At 56.0% G+C, this 25514-nt stretch carries 23 protein-coding genes and 2 pseudogenes; 22 read left to right on the top strand and 3 right to left on the bottom strand.

Annotation, left to right across the window (positions count from 1 at the left end; genetic code table 11):
• The first annotated feature begins 7 nt into the window (after positions 1–7).
• From J4E53_RS06295 to J4E53_RS06225, 15 genes and pseudogenes are all read left to right on the top strand, one after another.
• Entirely contained in the window at positions 8–1030 is a 1023-nt protein-coding gene (locus J4E53_RS06295; protein WP_092253595.1) for a hypothetical protein, read from the top strand.
• Positions 1015–2055: a fatty acid desaturase gene (locus J4E53_RS06290; RefSeq protein WP_103308247.1), complete on the top strand. Its 1041-nt coding sequence runs from the start codon at positions 1015–1017 to the stop codon at positions 2053–2055. Before J4E53_RS06295 ends, J4E53_RS06290 begins: the two co-directional genes overlap by 16 nt.
• Positions 2052–4667 (top strand): aminotransferase class III-fold pyridoxal phosphate-dependent enzyme, encoded by a 2616-nt coding sequence (locus J4E53_RS06285; protein ID WP_103308246.1) that lies wholly within the window; start codon positions 2052–2054, stop codon positions 4665–4667. Before J4E53_RS06290 ends, J4E53_RS06285 begins: the two co-directional genes overlap by 4 nt.
• A 14-nt stretch (positions 4668–4681) precedes the next feature.
• The gene (locus tag J4E53_RS06280; RefSeq protein ID WP_060742444.1) at positions 4682–5134 is read left to right on the top strand and encodes an SRPBCC family protein; all 453 of its coding nucleotides are present in this window, start codon (positions 4682–4684) and stop codon (positions 5132–5134) included.
• Positions 5131–6261 (top strand): hypothetical protein, encoded by a 1131-nt coding sequence (locus tag J4E53_RS06275; protein ID WP_060742443.1) that lies wholly within the window; start codon positions 5131–5133, stop codon positions 6259–6261. The genes J4E53_RS06280 and J4E53_RS06275 overlap by 4 nt, the downstream gene beginning before the upstream one ends.
• An 18-nt stretch (positions 6262–6279) precedes the next feature.
• The gene (locus tag J4E53_RS06270; protein WP_103308244.1) at positions 6280–6966 is read left to right on the top strand and encodes an ABC transporter ATP-binding protein; all 687 of its coding nucleotides are present in this window, start codon (positions 6280–6282) and stop codon (positions 6964–6966) included.
• Positions 6963–9323: an ABC transporter permease gene (locus J4E53_RS06265; protein ID WP_081015435.1), complete on the top strand. Its 2361-nt coding sequence runs from the start codon at positions 6963–6965 to the stop codon at positions 9321–9323. Before J4E53_RS06270 ends, J4E53_RS06265 begins: the two co-directional genes overlap by 4 nt.
• Positions 9320–10099 carry an outer membrane lipoprotein-sorting protein gene (locus tag J4E53_RS06260; RefSeq protein WP_060742440.1) on the top strand — a complete coding sequence of 260 codons (780 nt, stop codon included), beginning with the start codon at positions 9320–9322 and terminating at the stop codon, positions 10097–10099. The genes J4E53_RS06265 and J4E53_RS06260 overlap by 4 nt, the downstream gene beginning before the upstream one ends.
• 16 nt (positions 10100–10115) lie before the next feature.
• Positions 10116–10361, top strand: a complete 246-nt coding sequence (locus J4E53_RS06255; RefSeq protein WP_060742439.1) for an acyl carrier protein — start codon at positions 10116–10118, stop codon at positions 10359–10361.
• A gap of 8 nt (positions 10362–10369) precedes the next feature.
• A complete protein-coding gene (locus tag J4E53_RS06250; RefSeq protein ID WP_103308243.1) occupies positions 10370–11587 on the top strand; it encodes a beta-ketoacyl synthase in 1218 nt (405 codons plus the stop codon).
• The gene (locus J4E53_RS06245; protein WP_103308242.1) at positions 11584–12555 is read left to right on the top strand and encodes an SDR family NAD(P)-dependent oxidoreductase; all 972 of its coding nucleotides are present in this window, start codon (positions 11584–11586) and stop codon (positions 12553–12555) included. Before J4E53_RS06250 ends, J4E53_RS06245 begins: the two co-directional genes overlap by 4 nt.
• Positions 12556–12566: 11 nt before the next feature.
• Positions 12567–14096, top strand: coding sequence for an acyl-CoA dehydrogenase family protein (locus J4E53_RS06240; RefSeq protein ID WP_143011713.1), 1530 nt, complete (start codon positions 12567–12569; stop codon positions 14094–14096).
• Positions 14093–15328 carry a hypothetical protein gene (locus tag J4E53_RS06235; RefSeq protein WP_060742435.1) on the top strand — a complete coding sequence of 412 codons (1236 nt, stop codon included), beginning with the start codon at positions 14093–14095 and terminating at the stop codon, positions 15326–15328. Before J4E53_RS06240 ends, J4E53_RS06235 begins: the two co-directional genes overlap by 4 nt.
• Before the next feature lie 620 nt (positions 15329–15948).
• Positions 15949–16083: pseudogene (locus tag J4E53_RS06230) on the top strand (Arm DNA-binding domain-containing protein); the annotation flags it as partial.
• A gap of 17 nt (positions 16084–16100) precedes the next feature.
• Positions 16101–16751 (top strand): hypothetical protein, encoded by a 651-nt coding sequence (locus J4E53_RS06225; RefSeq protein WP_256587141.1) that lies wholly within the window; start codon positions 16101–16103, stop codon positions 16749–16751.
• Between the two features lie 15 nt (positions 16752–16766).
• Here J4E53_RS06225 and J4E53_RS06220 read toward each other — a convergent pair.
• Together J4E53_RS06220 and J4E53_RS06215 are read right to left on the bottom strand one after the other, a co-directional pair.
• Positions 16767–16933: pseudogene (locus J4E53_RS06220) on the bottom strand (Arm DNA-binding domain-containing protein); the annotation flags it as partial.
• 107 nt (positions 16934–17040) lie between these two features.
• On the bottom strand, positions 17041–17643 hold the full coding sequence (locus tag J4E53_RS06215) for a helix-turn-helix domain-containing protein (protein WP_103308241.1): 603 nt from the start codon (positions 17641–17643) through the stop codon (positions 17041–17043).
• Positions 17644–17804: 161 nt separating this feature from the next.
• Between J4E53_RS06215 and J4E53_RS06210 the strand changes: the two genes are divergently transcribed.
• Entirely contained in the window at positions 17805–18524 is a 720-nt protein-coding gene (locus tag J4E53_RS06210) for a B3/4 domain-containing protein (RefSeq protein WP_103308240.1), read from the top strand.
• 5 nt (positions 18525–18529) lie between these two features.
• Positions 18530–19423 (top strand): dihydrodipicolinate synthase family protein, encoded by an 894-nt coding sequence (locus J4E53_RS06205; protein ID WP_103308274.1) that lies wholly within the window; start codon positions 18530–18532, stop codon positions 19421–19423.
• A gap of 56 nt (positions 19424–19479) precedes the next feature.
• On the opposite strand, the gene J4E53_RS06200 is transcribed toward J4E53_RS06205, so the two are convergent.
• Positions 19480–19962: a DinB family protein gene (locus J4E53_RS06200; protein WP_060742432.1), complete on the bottom strand. Its 483-nt coding sequence runs from the start codon at positions 19960–19962 to the stop codon at positions 19480–19482.
• Positions 19963–20200: 238 nt separating this feature from the next.
• Between J4E53_RS06200 and thrC the strand changes: the two genes are divergently transcribed.
• From thrC to J4E53_RS06175, 5 genes are all read left to right on the top strand, one after another.
• The gene (thrC, locus tag J4E53_RS06195) at positions 20201–21604 is read left to right on the top strand and encodes a threonine synthase (protein ID WP_103308239.1); all 1404 of its coding nucleotides are present in this window, start codon (positions 20201–20203) and stop codon (positions 21602–21604) included.
• Between the two features lie 14 nt (positions 21605–21618).
• The gene (locus J4E53_RS06190) at positions 21619–22056 is read left to right on the top strand and encodes an Lrp/AsnC family transcriptional regulator (protein ID WP_103308238.1); all 438 of its coding nucleotides are present in this window, start codon (positions 21619–21621) and stop codon (positions 22054–22056) included.
• A gap of 117 nt (positions 22057–22173) precedes the next feature.
• Positions 22174–23223: a homoserine dehydrogenase gene (locus tag J4E53_RS06185; RefSeq protein ID WP_007896168.1), complete on the top strand. Its 1050-nt coding sequence runs from the start codon at positions 22174–22176 to the stop codon at positions 23221–23223.
• Between the two features lie 2 nt (positions 23224–23225).
• Complete coding sequence (locus J4E53_RS06180; protein ID WP_060742429.1) at positions 23226–24644, top strand: aldehyde dehydrogenase family protein; 1419 nt, start codon at positions 23226–23228, stop codon at positions 24642–24644.
• Between the two features lie 51 nt (positions 24645–24695).
• Positions 24696–25514, top strand: an 819-nt coding sequence (locus tag J4E53_RS06175; RefSeq protein WP_207268117.1) for a PLP-dependent aspartate aminotransferase family protein, incomplete at its 3' end; no start/stop codon positions are given.

Raw genomic sequence — 25514 nt, 5'->3', positions numbered from 1 at the left:
GGCGTCAATGTCCACTAATACGTCTGTAAAAATGCCGTGGTTCGTCAGTGCCAAGGTCGACACGCTGGCTATTCTGGTTGGAGGCCCATTGATTTCGGTCGCGCTGTTACTGGCTATTATGCAGGGACCGGCGTTTCTGGTGGGCGCGTTGTTGTTTGCGCTGTTCCTAGATATTCCCCATGTGCTGCATACGCACGTTCGATTGTTCGCTGAGCCGCTGGAGTATCAGCGGCACAAAGTGCAATTCTGGGCGGGATTAGTTGTTATCAGTGTCTTCTGCGTCGCCCTCTACAGCCTGAATGCTTTACCTTGGCTTGTGGCGATCTGGGTTTATTGGCAGCCCTATCATGTGTGTAAACAGCATTTTGGTGTGGCGGCACTTTATGCGAAGAAGGCCGGGTATAAACATTCTACTTTGCCGATTCGCAACATGGTTTTGGCCGGGTTTGCTGCGCCGCTGATTTATCGCATCACTCACGGTGGTTTTCATTTTGGAAACTACGAACTGTTTGAGCAGACGCTGCCGTTTGCGAACATCTCAATTCCAACGCCGGCACTCGCGCCGTTCTGGGCCTGGTTGGCATACGCTGTATTCGCAGGCACGACGCTTCAATTCCTGGTTGCCGAGCGGCGACAGCAGCGTCATCAAGAAGGCTTGCCGCGCTTCGTACTGGTCATGCTGGCGGTTTCGCTGGGGCTGTATAACGCCGCTTACCTGCTGGTGAGCGATCTGTACGCGCTTATTTTGATCGGTACCAGCATCCACGCGCTGCAATACCACTTGGTGTGCACGTCTACCGTAATGGCTGGACTGCGCCGAACTGAAACCCAGCCAGCCGTCACAGGCGCCTTGGGTGTTGCACACGGTTGGGTCAAGCGGATGGGGGCTAAACCGTGGATCTGGTTCAGTACGCTGGGGCTGGCCAGTCTGTTGGTGCTCAGCCTGGAGATGCCTTCCGTAGGGCTGGTACCGCTGATCATCGTTCTGCATCACTTCTACCTGGATGGTGTCATTTGGAAACGTCGGTGAAGCCTGTCGCAAACCTGGACGGGCGTACCTTCGTGGACGAGTTGCGCCCATTGATCGAGGACTTGCGACGCCATCATGCATGGCGCTATCGCTTGGACTTCGGGTTGAGCATCGGATTGTTCTGGGTCGCACTGTCCATGCTGGAAGGCGCCGGTTCTGTGACTTGGCCGTTATGGTATGGCACGGCGGTGTTCACGCTTTACCGGTCGGCCATGTTCATTCATGAGCTGAGCCATATGCCGCGCCGCGCTGTACCCGGGTTCAACCTGATGTGGAACCTGGCGTGTGGTATCCCACTGCTGTTGCCATCGTTTTTGTATTTGAGCCATATCGACCACCATACCCTCGGGCGCTACGGCACTCGCCAGGATCCGGAGTACCTGCCCTTTGAGCAGCAGTTTGGCCGCAGTGTGATCACCTTATTGGTCGGTACGCTTTTTACGCCGCTATTGCTGCTGGTCCGTTTTGCAGTACTTGGCCCGGCCTCTTGGTGCATTGCGCCGCTGCGTCGGCGGGTCATCGAGCGATACAGTGCGGTCACCTTACATGCCGCCTACCGAAACTCGGCGACGCGTTTTCGCAGCGCGCGCGGCTACAACTACCTGCTGGAGATAGCGACCAGCCTTTATGCGTGGGGGCTGATCGCTGCAGCAGGCTCAGAGATGTTGCCGTGGTCGCGTGTCGGCCTGTTCCTTGCCGTCATTTATGGTGTGTTGTTCATCAACATGTTCCGTACATGCCTGGCGCATCGGTATGCCTCCAGCGGTGAACCGGTATCACTTCAATGGCAATTGGCCGATTCGTCGACCCATGATCGCCAGGGAAGTTGGCTGGAACTGCTTGAGCCCCTGAGCCAACGCTATCACGCCATGCATCATCTTTTTCCGGCATTGCCCTATCACTCTTTGAGACCAGCCCATGAACGAATCATGGTGGCCGAGGGTGTGGCGGCGGATCTTTATCGACAGACAGCGGGTCGGCTATCGCCCGTTTCGTCACCCTACAGCACAGAGAATCTTTCATGAGCCGTTGGCAGCAAATCAGTCCATTTGAGCAGCATGTGAATCCTGCGGTCGGCGAATTGATTCGTCGGGTAGGGCTCGACAAAACGTTTGTACGCGGCGAGGGCTGCTACCTCTATGACGCACAAGGACGGGCTTACCTGGATTTTCTCGGTGCGTACGGTGCGCTGCCATTCGGACATAGTCCGGACGCGTTGCTGGCCGAACTGGCCAGCTTTCAACTGAGTCGGGAACCGATCTTTGTGCAGCCATCCTCCCTGGCGGCAAGTGGGTTGCTGGCACAACGTCTATTAGCAATCGCGCCGGGCGATTACCGAAGCGTGACCTTTCAAAACAGTGGCGCTGAAACGGTAGAGGCGGCACTTAAAGCCTGCCTTATCAAGACAGGCCGCAAGCGCATTTTGTCGACCCACCAGAGCTTCCATGGCAAGACGCTCGGAGCGCTCTCAGCGACAGGCTCGGATAAATATCAGGAAGGTTTCCAAGCGCCGTTGCCAGGTTTTGATTTTGTTGACTATGGCGACATTCAGGCCCTTGAAGACCAATTACAGCGCCACCCTGACGCCTACGCTGCAGTAATCATTGAACCGGTACAGGGCGAGGGTGGAATCAATCTGCCGCCGCCCGAGTACCTGCAACAAATCAGGGCCGCCTGTGATCGCAGCGGCACCCTGTTGATTATCGATGAGGTTCAAACCGGACTGGGACGCACCGGGCAGATGTTCGCCAGTGCGGGGGTGCAAGCGGACTGCCTGCTGCTGGCGAAAGCCCTGGGCGGCGGGGTCATGCCGATCGGTGCCTGCCTGATCAGCAAGAACGCGTACAGCGAAGACTTCCAGAACAAGCACTCATCTACTTTCGGCGGGAACACACTGGCCTGCCGCATCGGGCTGAAAGTGCTGGATCTACTGGACGAACGTCAAGACCTGCTGGACAGCGTGCGAGATAACGGACGCTACCTGCTGGAACAGCTCAACGAGCTGGCGGCAAGACACGCCTCGTTCATCAAGGAAGTACGCGGTGCGGGCTACCTGATCGGCATCGAGTTTGATCTTGATCGCAGTCACTATCCGCAATTCTACGGCGGCTTCACCGGCATCATGGGGGAGCAGGAAAGCCTTGTTCCCATTCTCGCAAGCTACCTGCTCAATGTTGAAGGTGTACGCGTTGCACCGACCCTCAACGGCGCGAACGTGATGCGTGTCGAGCCTCCCCTCATTGCCGGGCGAGCCGAGTGTGAAGTGTTTATCCAGGCGTTGGCTCGCACGCTGCAATGGGTGGAGGAGGGGCGTACGGGCACATTACTTGCGCATCTGCTTGATGCTCAGCCCTGCTCGTCGGGACCACCGCCAGCTCCGCTGCATCAGATCAGCTTTACCGAGGCAGTGCCTGATAACCATTTTGCATTTGTTCTGCATCCCCTGGAGCTCTCGAACTATGCCGAATTCGATGAAAGCCTGAGTCATTATTCTCAACAGTCGTTGCGCATGCTTGAAGAGCGCTTGAATCCGTTGATGGACCCATTTTTCGTCTCTACGGTCGAGCTTACATCGCCCGCCACCGGTCGCAGAGTGACCGGTGATCTGATCATGGTGCCACGCTCCGCGGCGCAGTTTGCGGCGATGCCCGTTGAGGAATCCTGTGAACTGATCGGCCAGGCCATCGACATGGCCAAGCAACGCGGTGCAACGTTGGTTGGGCTAGGAGGGCATACCTCAATCGTGACCGGTGGTGGCTTGCGTTTGTTGGATAAAGGCGTGGCCCTGACGACGGGTAACAGTTACACGCTGCTTACAGCGGTCGAGGCATCGTGCCGCGCAGTTGAAATGACAGGGCGCCGTATGCAGGACATGCGCGTTGCGGTTATTGGTGCCACCGGAAGCATAGGCTCGGCCATCGCGCGGTTGATTGCGATGCAGGCCGGACAGGTCACCCTGGTGGGTAACCCGATGAGTGCACGGTTCAACACGCCGCGCTTTGCCTCTGTCATTACTCAGTTGGTGAACTTCTGCACGCAGGGCGTGCCGGCGCCCGGCAGCGTACTTGCCGGAATCGCTGAGCGTTTGAACGAACACGATAGCGCGGATCTCGCAGCCTTGTTGTTGACTGAAAACGGTGAGCGTACCGCGCTGCGCTGGAGTAACGACATCAACCTGTCGTTGGCCGACGCTGACTTGGTACTGATTGCGACTAACAGCGCCGAGCGTTTTATCAGCGCCGATGACATCGCCGAAGGTGCCATCCTGTGTGACATCTCCCGACCTGCCAATGTCAGCCAGGATATCTCAAGTCGCCGGCCGGACGTGCTGGTGCTTGACGGTGGCATTGTCGAAATGCCCGGAGAAGCACGCTTGGGGTCACGTTACGGTATCCCGCAAGACCTCGCATATGCCTGCATGGCCGAAACCATGATGCTCGCCCTCGAAGGTATCTCCTGCCACACGAGCCTTGGTCTGGACCTCAGCAATGATGACCTTGAATTGGTTCAATCGTTGTCCGTGCGCCACGGTTTCATGCTGGCTGGATTTCGCAGTTTTGATAAAGCCCTCGATCCCGATCAGTGGCGCAGATACGCCGAACGATTCAGCACCGCTACCGCTGTCGAAACCATCTAAGAGAGGATCCGAGTATGCCCGTATTGGAAAAAACCACCCTCATCAAGGGGCGTAGCTGCGCCGAGGTATTCGACTTCTGCATGGAAGGTGTGAACTTCCCGAAGATCTTCCCGGAGCGCGTCACCCCACTTGGAAACATAGATATTGCTGACCTGCGGATCGAGCAAGGGCGTCAATTCCGTTTCCGGCATTGGATGTTCGGGTTTATCCCTGCCAATTGGACCGTTGGCATCCGCGAAGTCAAAGACAACGAGTATTTCATTGATGAAATGATCAAGGGGCCCCTGAGTGCGTTCCGGCATGAGCATCGCGTTGAATCCGCTGCCGGGGGGACGCTGTATACGGATCGAGTGACTTATCACGCAATAGGCGGTGCGCTGTTTGAGTGGTTGTTTGTCGACGCCTATATGGACCGGATATTTGAAGCACGTCACCGCAACATGCAACAGCTTTTGGACCTCTCATGATTACTGTCGAAGCAGTGGATACGGCAAAGCGGTTAAGGCAGTTTATCGACCTGCCTTTTCGTCTGTACGCCGACGACCAGCACTGGGTTGCGCCCTTACGCAGCGACATGAAACGGATATTGTCACCACGACATAACCCCTTCTTTCGCGAAGCGCAGATTGAGCATTTTCTGGCGCTGGATGATCAAGGTCAGGCCCAGGGTCGAGTCAGCGTATGTATTCACGCGGCATACAACCTGCGCTTTGGTCATGAGCACGTTTTTTTCGGTTTTTTTGAAGTCGCGCCAGACCCCGCCGTCACGCGGGCATTATTCGATGCGGTAGGTAAATGGGCGAGAGCACGTGGCAAATCGAGGTTACTGGGGCCTTACAGTTATACCTCGACACAGGATGCTGCGTTGTTACTCGAGAACATCGACGGCCGGCCTCCCACGTTGCTGCAAACCTATAACCCGCTTTGGTACGCCGACGCTCTCAAGCAGGCGGGTTTCGATCTGGCTTTCACCTTCAGCACGTATGGCGTTGACGTGGAGCAGTACCGTGCGCGACGCAAGGCCAGCCGCAGTGAAAAAGTATTGCCAGGTAGCCAGTTCAGTGTGCGCAGTGCTACGCGGGCTGACTTGCGTTCGAATCTGGAGGAGATCCGCTGTTTGTTCAACAGTGCATTTGCCGAGAACTATGAGGTCGCGCCGATCTCCAAGGCCAGTTTCAAATTCCAGATCGATAGTGTGAAAACGTTTATCGATCTGGAAGGCATCAAGCTTATTGAGTTGGACGGCCGGGCCGTAGCATTTTTCCTGGTTTTGCCGGACCTCAACCAGATCTTGAGTCGGCTCAAGGGGCATTTCGGTCTGTTCGACCTGTTCAAGCTAAATCGTTACAAGCGCGGCGTCACCGGTGGTGTCATCGCACTTATCGGTGCCGACCCATCCGTCCAGGGAAGTGGTCTAGGCCGGTTGATCGGCGATGAGATCGTGCGTTACGCCGAACCGCGCTTTCAACGTGTTGACACCATGTGGATCGACGACCGCAATCCTTCCAGCTACGTACTTGCACGTAATGTCGGAATGCGTCGGACCAAGCGCTACGGTGTTTTCGGACTCAATCTAGACCAAACCCCGGGTTGAACTGGAGCTGTAATCGAAATGGATAATCCCTTGATTTCTCTTGTGGGGCTGAAAAAATTCTACCCCAGCGGCGATGGGCGCAGTTTAGTGCTCAATGACATCAACCTGACGATACCTCGCGCCAGCATGACGGTGATCAGAGGTGTATCAGGCTCGGGCAAAACCACGCTGCTCAACGTGCTGGGCGGTTTGGATCGTGTGGATGAGGGGCAGGTCCAGGTCGCAGACGCACGCCTGAACGCCATGGACTTCAAGGCGTTGACGCGTTTCAGGGCAGAGCGGGTAGGGTTCATCTTCCAGTTTCACAACTTGATCCCGACGTTGACGGTGAAGGAAAACGTGCTGACTGGTCTTGAACCGATCCGCTCAGTCACTTTGCAGGATCATGCGCGCGCGCAGGAATATTTGCGCAAAGTTGGTCTGCATGAACACGCCGAAAAATTCCCTTCAAAACTCTCCGGGGGCCAGCAACAGCGGGTCGCTATTGCGCGAGCGCTTATCAAGGAACCTCAGTTGATTCTCGCGGACGAGCCCACCGGCAGTCTTGACGAAGAGACAGGCATGCGTGTTTTCGAACTGCTGCGTCAGATGCAGGAAGAGAAGCAGGTCACGGTGGTCATCGTCACGCACAACCCCGCACTTGGGCAGCACGCCGATGACGTCTACGAGATGCGCTCCGGCAACCTGCACAGGGCCGAACCATGAACATGCTGATGCGGCATGTGCTTCGCTCGGTTCTGGTCATTCGCTATCGCTTGCTGACCATCGCACTGATCTGTGCCTCGACCTTTGGTGTGCTGGTGGGTGCCTATTCGGCGATCGACAGTCTGTTCGATACGGTGGAGGACATTCAGTCCCACGCATCGATGGCCGATCTGGAAGTCATCTTTGCGCCGGACGATCTGATCAACCTCCCGGCATTTGATGACATTGCCGGCGTAACCGCGACCCATCACCGCTTACTGATGCCAGGGTTGGCGCCTTTGGGCGGCAATCAGCCGGTCGCAGGATTGATGGTGAGTGCCGACGCAGCGGATTTCTCGGCGGTCAATCGACTGAAGGTCTTGCAAGGTCGCCTGCCGAATGCAGCGGACGTTGCAGGGATTGCCCTTGAGCGTAACTGTGCGAAATTCCATGGGAAGGGCGTGGGTGACCGTTTTGATTTTATTGCCGGCGCTGCCAGGTATCCGGTGGAGGTTATCGGCATCGTTGAAAGCCCGGAGTATCTGGTCGCGCCGCTGAACCCCAGTGTGTACGTGCCCAGCAACGGTTCCCTGTGTGTGTTGTTTGCTGACCAGGGGCTCATGCGCCAGCAGTTGGGTTTTTCAGCCAGCAACAGCTTATTGTTCAGCGTGTCGCCGCATGCGTCGATGAATGAGGTCAAGCAGCGCATTACCGCGCGAGCGCAGTCGCGTCTGGCCGTCGATTACGTGCTGCCGCGCCAGGAGCAGTTCAGCCAAAAGTTCCTCGAGTTGGACCTCAATACCTTCAAGGTTTTCCTGCCGACGGTTGTGCTGATTTTTGCGCTGTCATCGACCCTGGTGGTGTTTTTCCTCATGTTCCAATGGGCCAAGGAAGAACGCCCATTGATCGCGATGTTTCTCACGCTGGGCTATACGCGTCGACAGGTCGTTTGCGCTTACAGCCTGCCTGCGCTGATGCTGATTGTGCTCGCTTTGGTGCTGGGTTGCGGCCTGGCGCTGTTTGATATGTATGCATTCGGCTGGAACTATGCACGCGCCATCGGCATGCCCGAGCCACAGTTGATGTTCAAGCCAGCTTATCTATGGCGAGCCGGATTATTGCTGTGCTGCACCGTCGCCCTGGGCATGTACTTGCCGATGCGCTCGATCATTCGCATCACGCCGATGGACGCCCTGCGTGACGTTGGCGCAGGTCAGGAGCAAGCGTTTGCGCTGCGCATGGTCGCCTGCCTGCGTCATATCGGAGGACCGTTCTGGTTTCGTTATTCGTTGCGCAACTTGCTGCGCAGCTGGCGCATCAGCCTGGTCACGGTGCTGGCAATGTCGGCGAGTATCGCAATCACCATTGCCTTCTATATTTCCCTGACGTCCATGGAGCGAACCGCGATCAGCAACGTGGAGCGCGACAACTGGAGTCGCGTGGTCGATCTGGATGTGCCCTGGTGGGATGAAGATATCGGCCGTCTCGAAGGCCTGGCGTCAGGCAGTCGCTGGTCGACGTTCGTCAAGGGCGGGGCGCAGGTTCTGGGCGAAGGGCAGCTGGATAACGCCAGTCTCCTGGGTATCGAGCCGGCAGACAGCGTGCGTCACGTAAACCTGATGGAAGGCCGGATGTTGTTGGACGGCGATCTTGACGCGCTGGTTATTGAACGCCGCATCGCCATCGCCCATGACGTCCACCCAGGTGACCGTTTGAATCTAAAAGTGCGAGGAAACGTCTATCCGGCCAAGGTTGTCGGGGTGTTTTCCGGGGCGCTGCCGGGTGAAGTGATTACGACGCGCCGCTTCGCTCAGCAAATGCTGTCACTGGATGAGCAGTTTACCGGCGCGTACCTGGTGGATGCGGGGAGCAGTGGCCTGGACGATGCGAGAATCTATGAGTTGGCAGGCGTGGTACGGGTTACGTCCAAGCAGAACATAGTCGCCTCCATCCTGGAGATCAGTTCGCATATCTGGGTGATCATTCACATCTCGGCGTTGATGAGTATTGCGATTGCACTGCTGTTTGCGGTGACCAGCATGAACTTCAGCATCGTGGGGCGTCGCGGCGAATATGGCGTGTTGAGAATTCTCGGTTTCAGCGACCGAAGTGTGTCGCTCATCATGCTTTGCGAAACCTTCAGCGTTGCGCTGCTTGCTGGCGTGGTGTCCATCCCGCTGGGCTATGGTCTCGGAGGCGTCCTCAATCATCGCCTGACGGACGTCTGGTTCAAGATCAATACCGACCCCGCCTCCAGTGATTTCTGGAGAGTCATCCTGCCCGCCTTGGTGATTATTCCATTCGCAGCAATGCCTGCCATTCGTCATGTATTGCGTATTCCCGCGGTAGACACGCTCAAACTCAGGAATTTTGGATGAACAGCAAACTGCTAACAGCCTTGCCTCTTTTAATGCTTTGCACATGGCCAGCCTTCGCCGACGATGCGCTGGCGGTCATGCAGGATTCTGATCGCCGCATGAAGGCACAGGACGAAAAAGTCGACTATCGCATGGAGCTGTTTGAGGGCGAGCGGCTGACCTTTACACGCCAACTGAGTCGCTTGGACAAGCGTATGAGCGACCGTATGGGCACCCTGGTACGGTTCACCGCGCCCGCGGCCGTCAAGAATGTTGCGCTGTTAATCGAGGACAGTGGAAAAGCCGCGAACGACATCTGGTCTTATACCCCTTCGACCAAAAGCTTGAGACGACTGGCCGGTTCTCAAAAGCAGAACTGGTTCATGGGTACAGACTTCACCTATGAAGACTTTGAGGACTACAAGCTGCTGAACTACACGTTCACTAGCCTCGCGACCTCCCAGCCCTGCCTCAGTTGGCCGGCATGCCGGCAGATTGAAGCGAAGGCGCGTAGCGAAGAGGCAGATATTTCCGGCTATTCACGCAAGGTCTATTACCTGGAAGAGAAGAGCCGCTACCCGGTGCAGGTGGATTACTTTGACCGCCAGGGGGTGCTGGTCAAACAGCTTAAAAGCGACGGCTTGCAAGTTGTTGACGGATTCAGCAGGCCTACGGCCCAGACCATGCACAATCTGGCAGCCAATAAGAGCACGCGGATGATTGTCGAGAAAGTGAGCATCAACCCTGGCATCTCGGATGCTGAATTCACTCAACGTGCCTTGCGCACTGAACACTGATCCCGAGAGTCCCCGTATGTCGACTGAATCGCTGCAAACCCTGGTGCTGGAGTTGCTCGCCAGCACGCTGGAACTGGATATCACTGAGCTGGATACGCAACTGAGCATCGAAGAGCTGGGGCTCGACTCGCTGGACGTACTGAAGCTCACCTACGCAATTGAAAAGCGATTCGCTGTCAATTTATCAGCGTACAGCCATACCGATATCAGCTCCGTGTCTCGCCTGGTGGAAATACTTGCTGAACGGCTGGCCTCCAAGTGAGCGGTTTCATGAACACAGTTGTCATCACCGGAGCGGGGTGTGTGTCACCGTTTGGTGTGGGTCGAGCGCGTCTTTGGGAGGGGTTGGCCACAGGACAATGTGCGATCGCACCAGTGCCTCGTTTGATCGACGTTGTCGGCGGCACATGTAACGCGGGGGCGTTGCCGGGGGATGCACTTGATGGCCTGTTCACGGCCAATGAGTTGTTACTGTTAGACCGCGCGAGTCAGTTTGCACTGCTGTCGGCGGCAGAGGCGCTGGCCATGGCCGGTCTGAACCCGGCAACGGTTGACCCCTACAGGTGCGCGGTCTACATGGGCACCGCCGTGGGTGGCAGCGAGTCGTTGCACAGCGCCTATCTGGATCTCTATCAGGCCGGCAGCGCTACACTCGCGCCGTGGACGGTGCCCCGGGTCATGGCGAATGCCGCAGCCAGTCACATAAGCCTAAAATACGGTTTCAAGGGCCCGGCGCTCACCGTCAGCACCGCGTGTGCCTCTTCCACACAGGCGATTGGCGAGGCTTATCGGTTGTTGCGATGCGGTGATGCAGACCTGGTGATGGCAGGTGGTACTGACGCATGTCTTAACGCACTGGTCTGGAAAGCGTGGGAGGCGTTGCGAGCCATGGCCCCCGATACCTGCCGGCCATTTTCCGTTGGCCGGCGTGGCATGGTGCTGGGCGAGGGGGGCGGTGTATTGGTTCTGGAGACCCTGGCGCATGCCCGAGCGCGCGGCGCACCGATACTGGCTCACGTATTGGGGTATGGGGTCAACAGTGACGCTGGCGACCTACTCAAGCCATCCGTGGAAGGCCCTGCTCAGGCCATGCGCCAGGCCATTGCCGACAGTTGCTTGCCCGTCGAGGCATTCAGTTACATCAACGCCCATGGCACCGGCACTTTACTCAATGACCGGTGCGAAACGGCGGCGATCAAACAAGTATTCGGCGCTCATGCGCCTTCGCTGGGCGTGTCATCCGTCAAGTCCTCGATAGGTCACCTGATGGGCGCTGCGGGCGTGGTCGAGTTGATTGGGGGGCTTATGAGCTCGATACACAATCAGATTCCCGGAACCCTCAATTACCTGGGGCAGGATGCCGAGTGCGACTTGGACTATGTGACTGGGGGCGCGCGCGAGGCCAATGTGAAAGCGTGGCTGAAAAACTCCTTCGCGTTTGGTGGCCTTAATGTTTCCTTGGCTCTGGCTGCGCAGGGCGCTCAATGATTCTGGTCACCGGCGCCAGTGGATGCCTGGGCAGTCATATCGTGCGGGAGCTGCTGGAACAGGGTGAGAACGTGGCAGTGCTGGTCTTGCCGAACGATCCAGCCGCAGCGTTGCAGAGCCTGCGCGAAGGTTTGGTCTGGCGCGAAGGCGATCTTCTGGATCCCGCCAGCCTCGGGTCCGCGCTTGAAGGCGTCACACAGATCTACCATGCCGCCGGTTTGGCGCTGCCTTACGAGTGCGAGCGCAAGCGTATGTTTGCGGTCAACGTGCAGGGAACGGTGAATTTGCTGCGGGCCGCTCGCGACGCGAGGGTCGAGCGCATCTTGCACGTATCGTCCATCGCTGCCGTTGGCTATCCGGCCGAGGAAGCGGACGAGTCAATGATCTATAACGGCGATGCATTTCGGCTGGCCTATATGCACAGCAAGCGTGATGCAGAAGATCAGGTCCGTGGTTTCTGTGCGTCGGGCATGGATATTGTCATTGCGTGTCCCTCTGCGGTCATCGCCTCCAACTGCGATGTGCTGCATGGATGGGGCAAGGTCATGCTTGATCTGCAGCTTCGACGCCTGCCGTTTATCCCACCCGGCGGCATTGCGGTCATCGGCGCGCAAGATCTGGTGAGGGGGCTGCTGGCCGTCATGGCCAAAGGCAAGAGCGGGGAGCGATATATCCTGAATGCTCATAACGTCAGCTATCTCGAATTATTCACCTGCATGGCCGCTGCGATGGCCGTCGAAGCACCGCGTTGGCAGCCTCGCACATTGGGATGGATCGTCGCCCTTTTGCGGCCGTTGGACGTATTGCTCACGAGAATACCCCTTAGGCTCTCGGCCGATGTCGTTGCGTTGCTGGGCAGGCGGGTTCATTACCGAAGTGACAAGGCTCGTCGGCAATTAGGCTTCGCGCCGACACAATCACTGGAGCATATGGTCCATGAGGCTGCAAGCTGGTTGACGAGTCGATAGGAGATTAGTCGTTGAATGCATGGATGATGCTTGATCCTCAAGCACGGCAGGACACGCCTGCTGTGACTGAGTTGAATGCATGGTTGCAGGACTGGGCGAAACGCCTGGACTTTCGCCTCATGGATGAGCGCCGTTGCCTGCCGCCGCACTTGGTGCTGGCAGTCGGGAACCGGGGTTTACTGGGAATGCAGGTGCCCGCCGACTATGGCGGCCGGTTGTGCTTGTCCAACTTCGAATTGCTGCGAGTACAGCGTCAATTGGGCGCCATTGATCTGACCTTGGCTTTTTTTATCGGTCTCAACAACGGGCTGGGTATCCGTCCTATTCAACGCTTCGCGGCGCCAGCCATCAAAGAGCGGTACCTGCCGCAACTGGCGAATGGTCGAATGCTCGCCGCGTTTGCGTTGACTGAGCGGGTGGCGGGCTCCAACCCGTTGGGCATGGCGGCCTGCGCGCAACGTGAAGGCAATGTGTTCAGGCTTGATGGGACTAAGTCCTGGTCAGGTTCGGCTGCATGGGCGGGCGTCATTTCGGTATTCGCCCGGCATATTGATGACCAAGGGCGTGAGCTCGGCTATTTGGGACTCTGTGTAGATGCAGAGCAACAAGGTATGCGCCAGGGTAGCGAAGCGATGACGCTTGGCCTCAAAGGCATGGTGCAGAACCAACTGCATTTTGAAGCTGCGCTGGTCAACCAGGACCGAGTCCTGGGAAGTGCCTATGCAGGCCTGGCTGTGGCCAGCGACACGATGGCGTTCGGCCGGCTGGGAATTGCCGCTACCTGTGTCGGTGGGTTATGGCGGTGTGTTCAGTTGATGATCCGCTATAGCACCCGACGTAGCCTGGGCGGTCACCGTCTTTGGGATCATGAGCATACTCAACGTGTGGTTGATGACGCGCTCTGTGCAGCGACTGCAATTGGTAATTGGGTCGATGACCTGGCGCTACGACTGGATCAGGGCTTACCTGACGCTCCCCCCGAGGTCCTGGCAGCGACGAAGTGGTTGGCCAGCGAGGTGCTTGGGGAGGTCAGTGATAGCGCGCTGCAGATGCTAGGGGCTCGCGGCTATTGCGATAACAATCCCATTGGACAACTCTGGCGCGACGCTCGTATTACGCGTTTATTCGAAGGGCCTTCGGAAACGCTGGCGGCTTTCATCGGCCAGCGCGTGCTGGAACAACCCAGCACGGTCATCGCCTACCTTGACCAGACTGCCCATGGCGAAATTACCCGAGCACGAATCCTGGAGTGGACCGCCGAAGAGGTGTCCGCCTCGCGTTTATCTGCGGGTACGCTCAGGTTGGGGGAATGTGCTGCCTGGTTGATGCTCTCGTCGCAACCGCTGGATGAATTCTGTCGCCGTTGGGTGGACTATCGACTGGAGAGGGCGCTGCACGCGTGGGAAAGAACACGTTTACCTATCAGAAAAACGAATTACTCAAGCGATTGGGCAACGATTGATGCAGGTCTTCAGGATTGCATCCAGCCCGGTGAAGAGCGCGAGATCGACCCTTTGCTTGCCTCACAGGTGAGCCTATGAAAGTACCGGCAGTGAAGGTTGGCCTTGCATTAGCGATACTGAGTAATGTCTGTTACGGCGCCGCTCTCGACGCGCTCGATTTCAATGGTCGTCTGGAAACCCGACAGGCGTTGACCCGCGAAGGCGAGTGGGGGCTCAACGAGTACTCCGCATTGTTGGGGGGGAGCTGGCAGGATGCATCTGGCTGGCGCTACAAGTTGCAAGTCAGGGCTTTGCAGGAAAATAAACTGGACGGCGACTATCACGAAGTCGAGCCCCGTGAACTCTTCGCTGAATACCAAGGCGAACGATGTACCTCCACGCTGGGGATACAACAAGTCGTCTGGGGCAGCGCTGACCGGCTCAGGGTCCTGGACGTGATCCATGCGTTTGACCGTCGCGAAGGCTATTTCGGCGACTATGTCCAGCAACGACGCCCATTGGCCATGCTCAACAGTGAATGCTCGGTATTCCAGGATCAATCCTTACAACTGCTGTTGATCCCCCAGACGCGTACGGACCTCCTTCCCGATAGCGGTGCCCGTTTTGCTGAAACCAGGGTCAGCGATTATTTGGGCAATATCCCTCAAACCGAAGCGGATGGTCCGGATTGGCGTAAACCTTCCGACTGGACACCCGCCTTGCGTTGGAGCGGCAACGCCCATGGGGTGGACTACTCCCTGAATGGCTGGCACGGCTGGCAGACTGAAGAGACCTACTCCGCCCGGCTGACACCCGCTGGCCTGAGTTATCGAGAAGCACTGAAGCGTCGCACACTGCTTGGCGGCTCATTCGCGATGCCGATAGGGCCGGTGGTATTCAAGGGGGAAGCGGCCTTCGTACCTGATGCCTATCGTTACTCCCAGGCACAAACCGGCATCGTTGAGCTGAAGAAGAACCGTGAGAAGCAATTGCTGCTGGGCGTGGATTACTTGAGTGGGGACTGGTTCTTCGGCATGCAGTACTACAACGTCTGGAAGGATGCCGTGGCGCATGCCGTCGATCAGGATCGCACGCAAATGATCAGCTTGGCGGTACGCCGCGAGCTGTGGCAGGGCCGGCTTTACCTCACCGCTTACGTTGCGCAGGACCTGCGCCTGGATGCGCAATATGCTTCTTTGGAAATGCGGTACGACGTTGATGCTCACTGGCAGCTACGTACGGGTGTGGACATATTCGAGGGAAGTCAGCGCAGCTTCGGTTATTTTGATGAACAAAGCCGGTGGATCAATGCTGTGCGTTATTCCTTTTAGCGTGGGCATGCGCTGCGTTAATGTCATTTTTGCGGGCGATGGCGACTCAGTCTGCAAATCCTTGGTGGTTCGATGAGTCGATATGCGAACTACTTAGCCCGCCGAGATGAGACATAGGGTGTGACATCTCTGTCTTCTACCGCCTGAAGCTCGAAGAACTGCCCTTTGGCGATTGGTCGGTGTCTGGTAGCTCAGCGGAAAACTTGACCTGGCGTTGGCTTTGAAAGCCTCCGCCACTGGCCGAGCCTATTCGGTTAAATGTGATGTGGGCGAGCAGGACTACTTCCATGGTCTGAACCTTCTATGTGAGTCTTACTTCTTTGTCGTAGGGGGCAGCGTCAAGGCCAAGTGCCCCCCTGGGTTCTTTCTAATTTGCACCCAACAATGATTTACCGATTGCGTTAGGTGCGATAATGATGCGCTTGCCGTGAGGCGTTGGCCACACGAACTGACGGATCTCAAGTGGCGCAAATGTAAATCACCAAAACGCTCACCTCTTCTGGTGAGGTGGTGGCCAGGAGTGGCAGTGACCCGATGAAGAACGCATAAATCACCTCCCTCGATGCCCGCTGCCAGAATCCAAACTTGTCCTAGGTTTTCAGCAGCAAACGCATGTACCCCATCTGCGCTACTACCGGCTCGGCAAGCAGAAGCGCATCTCCTTGGGCACCTATCCTGAGATTGGTCTGCGTGAAGCACGCACCTTGCGTGATGAAGCCCGGGCGCTCCTCGCGAAGGGTATCAATCCCATGACCGCAAATATGCTGCGGGTGTGAACAACATCTGGGCAAGTGAGCAGGCAAGTAAGCTAGGCTGTTCGCACGACAGGCCGTCGGTATTCGACGGCCTGAAAATAAAGGCGCTATCAATGTCGAAGCATTTGCTGTTGGGCTGGACCCGTTCCTTGTGCGTGCTTGCTGCCTTGAGCGGCGGGGCTACCATGGCAGTTGCTGCCTCGCCTGAAAAAACTGCTACGGCGGAATCGGACACCCAATCGGTGTCCCTGGCAGGCGGCAAGCTGAAGTTCATGCTGAAAGGCGTCGAGGCCCGTACCTTGAACAGCGAAAACGGCGGCACGATGTACTTCGATCCGAAAAGCGAGCAGGCCATCATCGTTACCGAAGGTCCGACGCCGACTGCGGGCACTACCCCGGACGCTGCGTTTCGCCTTGCCGTGGATACCTTGAAGGAAAAGCAGCAAGCCGCGTCACCCAACTTTCGCATGACTAGCGAGAAGACCATTCAGGTGAACGGCTTGAAGATATACCGCCTGGACGGCACCGACGATTTCAACGGCCTGAAACTACTGATGGCCTCGTTGATGACGATGAACGATCAGAAGATCACCATCATCGAAGTGATGTCCAGCGAAAACGACCCGGCCGGCCATACCGCTGCGTTGAAGAACATTCTGGGCGAGTAAACCGCAGGTTTCCGGATAGTTAGCCACATCGCGGCGCGCGCCGCGGGCAATGTCGCGCGTTTCCTTCAGACCGATGTCGGGTAAGCACCGATGGAGAAGCGGTTTTCCTTGCCATGCAGCCGATACTTCAAGCGCCAGAACTTGGAAGGGGATTTGCCGGGTTCGGTCAGCGGGCGGATCAAGGCATCATCCTGCGTGGGACTTGATGGCTTTCGGTGGCACCGCTTTTTTGAAATTGGATGGTTCGCCCGCCTTGCAGATGTTCACTGGCTGCCAGTCCACCGGATATCTATTGATGCATCTCCGTCACGGACATGGTGAACACCAACTTGGATCTGCCGGCATTGGAATAGGAGTGAGGTACATCGGTTTTGGCCACTGCCGAACTCCCCGCAGGGATGACCAGCTCTGTTTCCCCTACCACGCATTTCAGCGTGCCTTTCTCCACATGAAACAGCTCAAGCGTGCCCTGAGGATGCCCCTGTGAAGCGAAAGATTCGCCTGGGTGCATTTCCCAACGCCACAGCTCGATCATATTAGGACCGGACGTTCCCGCCAGAAGCCGCGCCGTTCCTCCCAGGTCCCCGGTCCAGAGCGTGGGGATGTCTTGACTGTCGATGATATGGGCGGATGGGGCTTCGGTCACATTGACGATGTCTGCAACGGACAGGCCAAGCGCGGCGGCGATTTTGCAAAGGATGCCGATACTGGGGTTCGCCGTACATTTCTCTATTTCGACGACCATTCCTTTGCTCACCCCTGAGCGGCGAGAAAGCTCATCCAACGTGATCTTCTGTGCTTTGCGCGCCAGTTTGAGCGTGCGCGCGACGGCCAGGCTGACGGCTTGAGCGTCAGCACCAGGGGTAGTCGACAGGCTGGTATTCGTGGTCATTGATGAGGGTCATGAGAAAAAATGTGTGGGGATTCTCGGCCTTTACCAATCGCCCCGTCAATCTGCACACGCGTTATAGTAGATGATCTTGGTCATTATATTGACTTTATTGGTCGCCACTGACTAGCATGAAATGACATTTGGATTCCTGGAGGTTTTTGATGCTGTCCGTACTGCCGTTGATCGATCAAGCCGTTGCAGAATTGGCTCCGGAGTTCAGAGCCCTGAGCATTGTGGTGGGAGCTGCGCCACTGGCCAATCCTGAGGTAGCTCAGGCCGCGCTGGACCGTGCTTGCAAGGCTGTTCAGGAAGGTGGGCCAAGCTGGGGTGAAGCTCATCTGGCCGCATGGGCGGAGACATTCCGAAAGTTTGGGGCCAAGCCGCAACGCACGCCTTGTTCAGCTGAGGCGCTGCGTAAACGGGTTTTACGTGACGGCGGCTTACCTAGCCTGGATCCCATCGTCGATCTCTACAACGCAATCAGCATTGAGTACGCCATTCCGGTTGGAGGGGAAAATATTGAAGCCTATGCGGGCTCTCCGCGGCTGGTAGTCGCAGATGGCACCGAGCCTTTTGACACCATGAAAGAAGGGGCTCCTGCTTTCGAGTATCCAGACGCCGGCGAGGTCGTCTGGCGCGATGACAAAGGCGTGACCTGCCGTCGTTGGAATTGGCGGCAAGGTGTGAGGACCCGTCTCGGTGCTGACGCGAAGTGCATGTGGTTCATTCTGGAAAGTTTGCCGGCGATGCCCCTTGAAGCCTTGACGGAAGCAGGGGACAAACTGATCGAAGGTTTGCAGCAAATGATGCCCGGCGCCCAGATCGAAAGCTCACTGATTGGTCCCGGGGCCAAATGGTCGACAGACCACTGCAAGGAGTGATGACCATGTTTACCGGCCTTAGTGCATTTCCTCTGACGCCTATGGATGAGCAGGGTGTGGACGAAATTGCTTTTGCCCGTCTTGTGCAGCAACTGGTGGCGGCGAAAGTAGATTCCATCGGGGCACTCGGATCCACCGGAAGTTATGCCTATCTCTCTCGCGCCGAACGTTTTCGAGTTGCACAGTTGGCAGTAGAGGCCGCAGAAGATGTGCCGGTGATGGTTAGCATCGGTGCGCTGCGTACACGCGACGTTTTGCTGTTGGCTGAGGATGCGCAAGCCGTGGGCGTCCAAGCCTTGTTGCTGCCGCCCGTGTCGTATCAAAAACTGACTCAGGACGATGTTTTTTCGATGTACGAAATGGTTTCGGCCAACATCTCAGTCCCACTGTGTGTCTATGACAATCCTGGCACCACCCATTTTGAATTTAGCGATGAGTTACACAGGCGTATTGCAGAGCTACCCAATGTCAGGTCAATCAAAATCCCCGGTGTCCCCGAGGCGCCGCACCTGGCCAAGGAGCGCGTGGAGCGCCTGCGAAAATTGATTCCGAGTCACGTGACTATCGGAATAAGCGGCGATGCGTCTGCTGCTGTTGGAATGAATGCCGGTTGCGATGCCTGGTATTCGGTCATGGGCGGATTGTTCCCCAATACAGCGCTCGCCATCACGCGAGCAGCATTGTCAGGTGACGCCTTAGAAGCCACGCGGCTATCCGAATCCTTGAAGCCGCTCTGGGCTTTATTCAGCCAATTTGGCGGTAGTTTTCGCGTGATAGCAACAGCGGCGGAGCTTCGCGGGTTTACTCACTCTGCGAGTGTGCCCCTGCCGCTCAGAACCATTAATGGGGAAGGGCGTGAGCAAATTGCTGCGGTGATTGAAGCGCTTGAATTGAGCTGAATATCGGCGAGGATATTCTGCCTCACCCGTGGCGGATGAGGCAGATGTTGCGATATCTACAGCTTCAAAAACGTTGTGAAATGATCCTGGTGCCCCTCCAGAATCTCCCTTGGCAGGATCGTGCCAACACCCCCTCGATGCTGCAGGCCATGAGAAAGGACATGAGCGAGGATTTGCTCCCTGGTCATGTTGCCGGGTTTGCCGTCCTTGAAGATAAACGCTACCGGGTCAGACAGCTCCGTTGCAGTGACTGATTTCGTATAGTCAACAAACCATTGATTTGCCTTTGTAAATGCCTCTTCCAGCTGGCAAATGTCTTGCCGTTGCTCAGTGACGACGTCGTCAAACTCCTCCGGTTTTCCTTGCAGTCTGGCGATGAACAACTGGTCCACGATATTGATGTGCCTGAGCCAGTAGCAGGCTTCCTCCATTTCCATCGGAAAGGACTTTGCTATGGGCGCTTTCAAGCAACTGAAAAGCGCCTCCTCAGACCATGCCTTGTACTGATAAAGCGAGTGCAGCAGGTTCTTGGCACACATGATTTTCTCCCATTTTCTAAGCGTCGGCGGCCCTTGGGCGCACCACAAGAGCAAGGACAAAGGCGTTGTCGTGCAACGGAACGGAATACCGTTGAAGAGATACGATAGTCACTATATTGACTTTAATGGTCAATGGAGTGAAGCTTGATCGAAGGCGATTAAAAACTGCCGCATTGAATTCCACAGAGCATCACCTTGAGGTGAGCCGCTCGAAAATGGCTTGAGGGTGTCTTGGACCATGAAGTACGTCAGCACACGGACGCCTGGTAGAACATTTGAATTCAGCGAGGTCCTGATGGGGTCGTATGCGCCTGACGGTGGCTTGTACGTGCCGCGCAAGGTGCCCCGTTTCAAAAAGGAGGAGCTCTCAAAACTTGAGTGGCTGCCCTTTCACGAATTGGCTCGCCATGTCATCGAGCCATTTTTGGGGGGATGGGTCGAGCAGGATCAGCTATCTCGGATGCTTGAGGAGACCTTTGATTGTTTTACAAACAACGCAGTGGCACCGCTTTACCAGACGGCAAGTAACGAGTGGCTACTGGAGTTGTTTCATGGGCCTTCAGGCGCCTATCAAGACTTTGGTCTTCAATTAATGTCTCGTTTTATCAATCACGATTTACTGAAGTCTGGGAAGAAGGCTCTGATTGTAGGTTGCACAGGCGGAGATACTGGAGCTGCTGCAATAAAAGCATTTTCGGGAATGACGGGCGTTACTTTGTTGGTGTTGCATCCTTCCAGGGAACTAACGGCGGAGGATCGCCGGCGCTTACTGAGTGTGGAAGAAGGTAATGTAGTCAATATTGAGATCGACGGAGATTATTCTGATTGCCATCGTTTGTGTGAGCAGTTCTTAAAACAAGATAATGATGCGCAGCAGCATCTTGTTTCGTTCAACTCAGTGCATTGGGTTCGTGTACTTGCGCACCTGTCCTTCTATTTCTATTCCGCCCTTCAGCTCGGCGCGCCTAAAAGACAAGTTGCTTTCAGTGTGCCGACCGGGAATTTTGGCGCCCTGTACGCTGGTTATATTGCCAAACAAATGGGGCTGCCCATTCGACAACTAATCGTTGCCACAAATGCCAACGCCGGCCTGCATCACTTTCTCCAATCGAATCTGTACAGTCGAAATGAGATTCGCACTACAAAAACTCCCACTATGAATGTTTCATTGGCCTCTAATTTTGAGCGCTTGCAGTGGAGTATTTTAAATCGATGTGGAGAAAAAGTAGCTCGTAATATGCAGCTGTTAGAAGGAGAGGGCACCATCCACTTAGAGCAGGATGAATGGTTGGAGGCGCGTAAATTGTTTGACTCACTGGCTGTGGACGATGCGGATGCATTCAGTTGTATTCATGAGGTCTTTGCACAGAGTGGGTATCTCGTCAGCCCCAATACCGCTATCGGCTTGCGCGCTGCGCGCGTGAGCAGGCGCAGCTTGCTGATCCCCATGATTAGCCTGGCGACGACGCATCCCTCGAAGATTGGCGCTGCAACCGATAAGTCGGAGATTTTCGGCCACCTGAATACAGGCGGCGCTCCTGCATCCACCGAACAAGACTGTACTTCAATTCCTAACGACATCGGGGCGCTGACCTCGCTGGTCAGGGCCTTATCCAAAGACACGGAGTCTCACTCGTTATAAGTTCGGAGCCAGAGATGAAACGTGTTTTAGATAAAGTTGATGAGAAAATTTTGGAAGAACTCACCCGAAATGCACGGTTGGCCCACAACGATATTGCCGTGAAAGTTAATTTGTCCAGAAACGCAGTCAGGCTTCGGATTGAGCGATTGGAGCGCGATGGTTATGTCCGGGGGTACACAATTATTAAAGGTGTACCCTCAGCTGATGTAGGGCCCATTAATGCGTTGATCTTTGTTTATCGTCAGGACCGTATGCGGGATTCTGAAGTTGTTCGCTCCGTCGGGGCAATGCCTGAAGTCATTTCCTGCAATGTGATGAGTGGTGACCTCGATATTGTGTTGACAGTTCAGGCGATGAATGCAGATCGCATCCACAGGGTATGGAGTGAGATCTCTGCGCTGCCGGGTGTCCTGAATACCGTGACATCTTTTGTGCTATCCAGCACAAAGTAGCAAGCTGTACCGTTGTGCGAGCATTTTGCTCGTAACAATGTTCTGTTTGCCATATTCGTAAAGTTAAGTTGGCGGATTACTATCTCCGCACCACAACATAACAATGAGAATCCTGTCGTGACTGAATACAAAATTGCGTTGCTTGGTTTTGGTGGTGTTAACCGCGCACTGACTCAGCTTATTGCCGATAAGAATTCGCGCTGGGCCGATGAGTTAGGTTTCACGTTGAAGATTGTCGGTGTCAGTGACCTTTACCTCGGCTCAATCATTAACAAAGACGGCTTGGATGCTCATGAATTGGCTGCAGTACCTGCTGCTAAAGGCGGCTTCAGGACGCTACCCGGCGGTAGTGCTGAACCGGCGAACGAAACCGTCATCCGTTTCTCAGGTGCGGATATTGTGGCTGAAGCAACCTTCACCAATCCTGTGGATGGTGAGCCGGCTACTACCTTCTGTCGCTGGGCGTTGGAGAAGGGCGTCAGTGTCGTGACCACCAACAAAGGGCCCGTGGCGCTGCATGCGCAAAGCTTGAAGACGCTGGCCGATAGTGCCGGTGCCCGCTTTGAATTTGAAGGTTCTGTCATGAGCGGAACCCCGGTTATCCGTTTGGCCAAGGAGTCACTGGCAGGCTCGGAAATCACCGGCTTCAAAGGGATCCTCAACGGCACGTCAAACTTTGTCCTCTCCAGCATGGAGACGGGGTTGGACTTCTCGAGTGCTGTCGCAAAAGCCCAGGAGTTGGGTTATGCCGAAGCCGATCCAACAGCGGATGTAGAAGGGCACGATGTGCGCTTGAAGGTCGTCATCCTCGCCAATGAACTACTGGGCGCAAAACTCAAACCAAGCGATGTCTTGTGCAAAGGGATCTCTGAAATCACGGCCAAGGATATCGCCGAGGCAACGAAAGTGAATGCCCGTTGGAAGCTGATTGGCAGTGCAGAGAAACGGAGCGATGGCTCGATTTCGGCCTCGGTGAGTCCACAGCTATTGCCATCGAGCGACGCACTCTCAGCAGTGAGCGGAGCCACCAACGCAATCACGTTCAGTACCGCCATTCTCGGTCCCGTCACCGTAGTGGGGGCAGGGGCAGGTCGTTTTGAAACCGCCTTCGCATTGCTCGCCGATATCGTGAGCATTCACAACCACAAAACCACGTCAGGTAAGTAATCATGAATAGCTTGAGTCTCTCGCTCGCTGCTGATTATAAGGCCATTACGGTGCTCAGCCCGTTTGACGGCAGCAAGGTGGGTGAAGTGGCAGACATACCTGCATCATCAGCCACCACGATAGTCGACACCGCTATTTCGGGTGCTTTGATTGCCAAGGATCTGCCGCGACATGAACGCGCGCGCATATTGGAAAAAGCCGCAGGCTCAGTCGAGCGTGACAAGGACGCCTTTGCCAAACTGATCGTCGCGGAGTCGGGAAAAACACTGAAGCAGGCGCGAAAGGAGGTGTTGCGCTGCGTCAACACCTTGAAGTTGTCTGCCGAAGAAGCCAAGCGTAATGCCGGTGAAGTCATCCCTTTTGATGCCTATGTCGGGTCTGAATCCCGTCAGGGGTGGTTCACGCGTGAAGCGTTGGGCGTAATCGTCGCCATCACCCCTTACAACGACCCGCTTAATCTGGTTGCGCATAAATTGGGACCTGCCATCGCAGGGGGAAATGCGGTCGTTCTCAAACCGTCTGAGCTCACACCGCTGTCAGCGATCAAGTTGGTAGAGTGTTTGATTGATGCGGGCCTGCCTCCGGCTGTCGTCACAGTCGCTACAGGCGGCGCCGCGCTGGGCAAGGCTCTTGTGGCCCACCGTGCGGTGCGCATGGTGTCGTTCACGGGCGGCTTTGTCACCGGTGAGCAGATCGCTCGCACAGCCGGCCTCAAGAAGCTGGCGATGGATCTTGGCGGTAACGCACCGGTCATCGTGATGGCTGATTGTGATTTGGATGAAACAGTCGACTCATGCGTGTCGGGCGCCTTCTGGGCAGCGGGTCAAAACTGCATCGGTACTCAGCGGATCCTCATCGAGGCCCCACTCTACGAAGTCTTCAAAACGCGCTTTGTTGAACAGACCCGGCAGTTGATCGTCGGCAACCCTGCTGACGAGCAGACGGACGTGGGGCCGATGATTACCGAGGCGTCAGCCAAGCGTACCGAAGAGGTGGTCAATGACGCCATTGCCAAAGGCGCCACCTTGTTGTTTGGCAATACGCGCAACGGCTCGCTCTATTCACCGACCGTGCTGGAAGGTGTCGACCGCCATTGCAAGTTGTGGTGCGAAGAAGTGTTCAGCCCGGTAGTCATCCTCCAGAGCGTCGCCTCCCTGGATGAAGCATTGGCACTGGCTAACGAACCTGAATACAGCCTGCATGCTGGGATCTTCACCAGCAATCTGAAGGTTGCAATGACCGCCGCTAAACGACTGGAGGCGGGCGGGGTGATGATCAACGACTCTTCCGACTACCGCTTTGATGCAATGCCTTTTGGCGGCTTCAAGTACGGGAGCATGGGCCGTGAGGGCGTACGTTTCGCTTACGAAGACATGACGCAACCCAAGGTCGTTTGCATAAACGGCGTGAGTGGAAGCTAAACAGCTCGCTCGACTCAACAATGAACCACACAACAATAAAGAGGAAACGAAATGCGCCCCGACAAGCACAATCTTTCGACATTATCTGCAGCAACGCTGGCTGTTCATGGCGGCAATGTCGCGGATGTCACCAGTGGCGCCGTCCGTACGCCATTGGTCATGGCGAACTCCTATCTCTTGCCGGAAGATCCAGCGACCATGGACTGGTCGAGCCCGGACGGGCTCGTGTACACACGCAATCAAGGCCATAACCAGGTTTGCCTTGAGAAGAAACTCGCAGCCCTGGAGGGGTGTGAAGACGCGGTTGTATTCGCGACCGGTGTCGCTGCGTTGCATTCAGTATTTTTTTCATTCTTGAAAAGTGGTGATCACGTCATTGTCAGTGACATCACCTACCAGGCGGTCTGGCGGCTTTTCGCCGAACTGCTGCCTGAACGTTACGGCATTGAGGCAACCTTCGTAGACGTCGGTGACCTGGAATCGGTACGTAACGCCATTCGCCCCAATACCAAGCTGATCCACACTGAAACGATCGCCAACCCCACCACGAAAGTTGCGGACATTGCTGCATTGGCTGAGATTGCACACGCCCATGGCGCGCTGATCTCTGTGGATGCCACGTTCACACCCCCTCCATTTTTCCGTGCGAGTCAACACGGCGTCGACTTCGTCATTCACTCACTGACCAAGTACATCAATGGTCATGGTGATGCCATGGGCGGGGTGGTGATCGGCTCCAATCCGCTGATCAACAAGATCAAGAATGATGCATTGGTTGACCTCGGCGCGACCATTTCGCCGTTCAACGCGTGGATGATCATGCGCGGCTCGGTCACGTTGCCTCTACGCTTGAAGCAATTGTTGAACACG

It is taken from the genome of Pseudomonas sp. FW305-28 (genome assembly GCF_017351395.1).
Lineage (GTDB): Bacteria > Pseudomonadota > Gammaproteobacteria > Pseudomonadales > Pseudomonadaceae > Aquipseudomonas > Aquipseudomonas fluorescens_AA.
This window is presented reverse-complemented; position numbering and strand designations above follow the sequence as displayed.

Excerpts from the sequence above, each read along its gene's own strand:
- J4E53_RS06190 (WP_103308238.1), top strand. The coding sequence starts at position 21,619 with ATGAAACGTGTTTTAGATAAAGTTGATGAGAAAATTTTGGAAGAACTC.
- thrC (WP_103308239.1), top strand. The coding sequence starts at position 20,201 with ATGAAGTACGTCAGCACACGGACGCCTGGTAGAACATTTGAATTCAGC.
- J4E53_RS06235 (WP_060742435.1), top strand. The coding sequence starts at position 14,093 with ATGAAAGTACCGGCAGTGAAGGTTGGCCTTGCATTAGCGATACTGAGT.
- J4E53_RS06215 (WP_103308241.1), bottom strand. The coding sequence starts at position 17,643 with ATGACCACGAATACCAGCCTGTCGACTACCCCTGGTGCTGACGCTCAA.
- J4E53_RS06255 (WP_060742439.1), top strand. The coding sequence starts at position 10,116 with ATGTCGACTGAATCGCTGCAAACCCTGGTGCTGGAGTTGCTCGCCAGC.
- J4E53_RS06180 (WP_060742429.1), top strand. The coding sequence starts at position 23,226 with ATGAATAGCTTGAGTCTCTCGCTCGCTGCTGATTATAAGGCCATTACG.
- J4E53_RS06200 (WP_060742432.1), bottom strand. The coding sequence starts at position 19,962 with ATGTGTGCCAAGAACCTGCTGCACTCGCTTTATCAGTACAAGGCATGG.
- J4E53_RS06250 (WP_103308243.1), top strand. The coding sequence starts at position 10,370 with ATGAACACAGTTGTCATCACCGGAGCGGGGTGTGTGTCACCGTTTGGT.
- J4E53_RS06265 (WP_081015435.1), top strand. The coding sequence starts at position 6,963 with ATGAACATGCTGATGCGGCATGTGCTTCGCTCGGTTCTGGTCATTCGC.
- J4E53_RS06280 (WP_060742444.1), top strand. The coding sequence starts at position 4,682 with ATGCCCGTATTGGAAAAAACCACCCTCATCAAGGGGCGTAGCTGCGCC.
- J4E53_RS06245 (WP_103308242.1), top strand. The coding sequence starts at position 11,584 with ATGATTCTGGTCACCGGCGCCAGTGGATGCCTGGGCAGTCATATCGTG.
- J4E53_RS06275 (WP_060742443.1), top strand. The coding sequence starts at position 5,131 with ATGATTACTGTCGAAGCAGTGGATACGGCAAAGCGGTTAAGGCAGTTT.
- J4E53_RS06295 (WP_092253595.1), top strand. The coding sequence starts at position 8 with ATGTCCACTAATACGTCTGTAAAAATGCCGTGGTTCGTCAGTGCCAAG.
- J4E53_RS06285 (WP_103308246.1), top strand. The coding sequence starts at position 2,052 with ATGAGCCGTTGGCAGCAAATCAGTCCATTTGAGCAGCATGTGAATCCT.
- J4E53_RS06210 (WP_103308240.1), top strand. The coding sequence starts at position 17,805 with ATGCTGTCCGTACTGCCGTTGATCGATCAAGCCGTTGCAGAATTGGCT.
- J4E53_RS06205 (WP_103308274.1), top strand. The coding sequence starts at position 18,530 with ATGTTTACCGGCCTTAGTGCATTTCCTCTGACGCCTATGGATGAGCAG.
- J4E53_RS06270 (WP_103308244.1), top strand. The coding sequence starts at position 6,280 with ATGGATAATCCCTTGATTTCTCTTGTGGGGCTGAAAAAATTCTACCCC.
- J4E53_RS06260 (WP_060742440.1), top strand. The coding sequence starts at position 9,320 with ATGAACAGCAAACTGCTAACAGCCTTGCCTCTTTTAATGCTTTGCACA.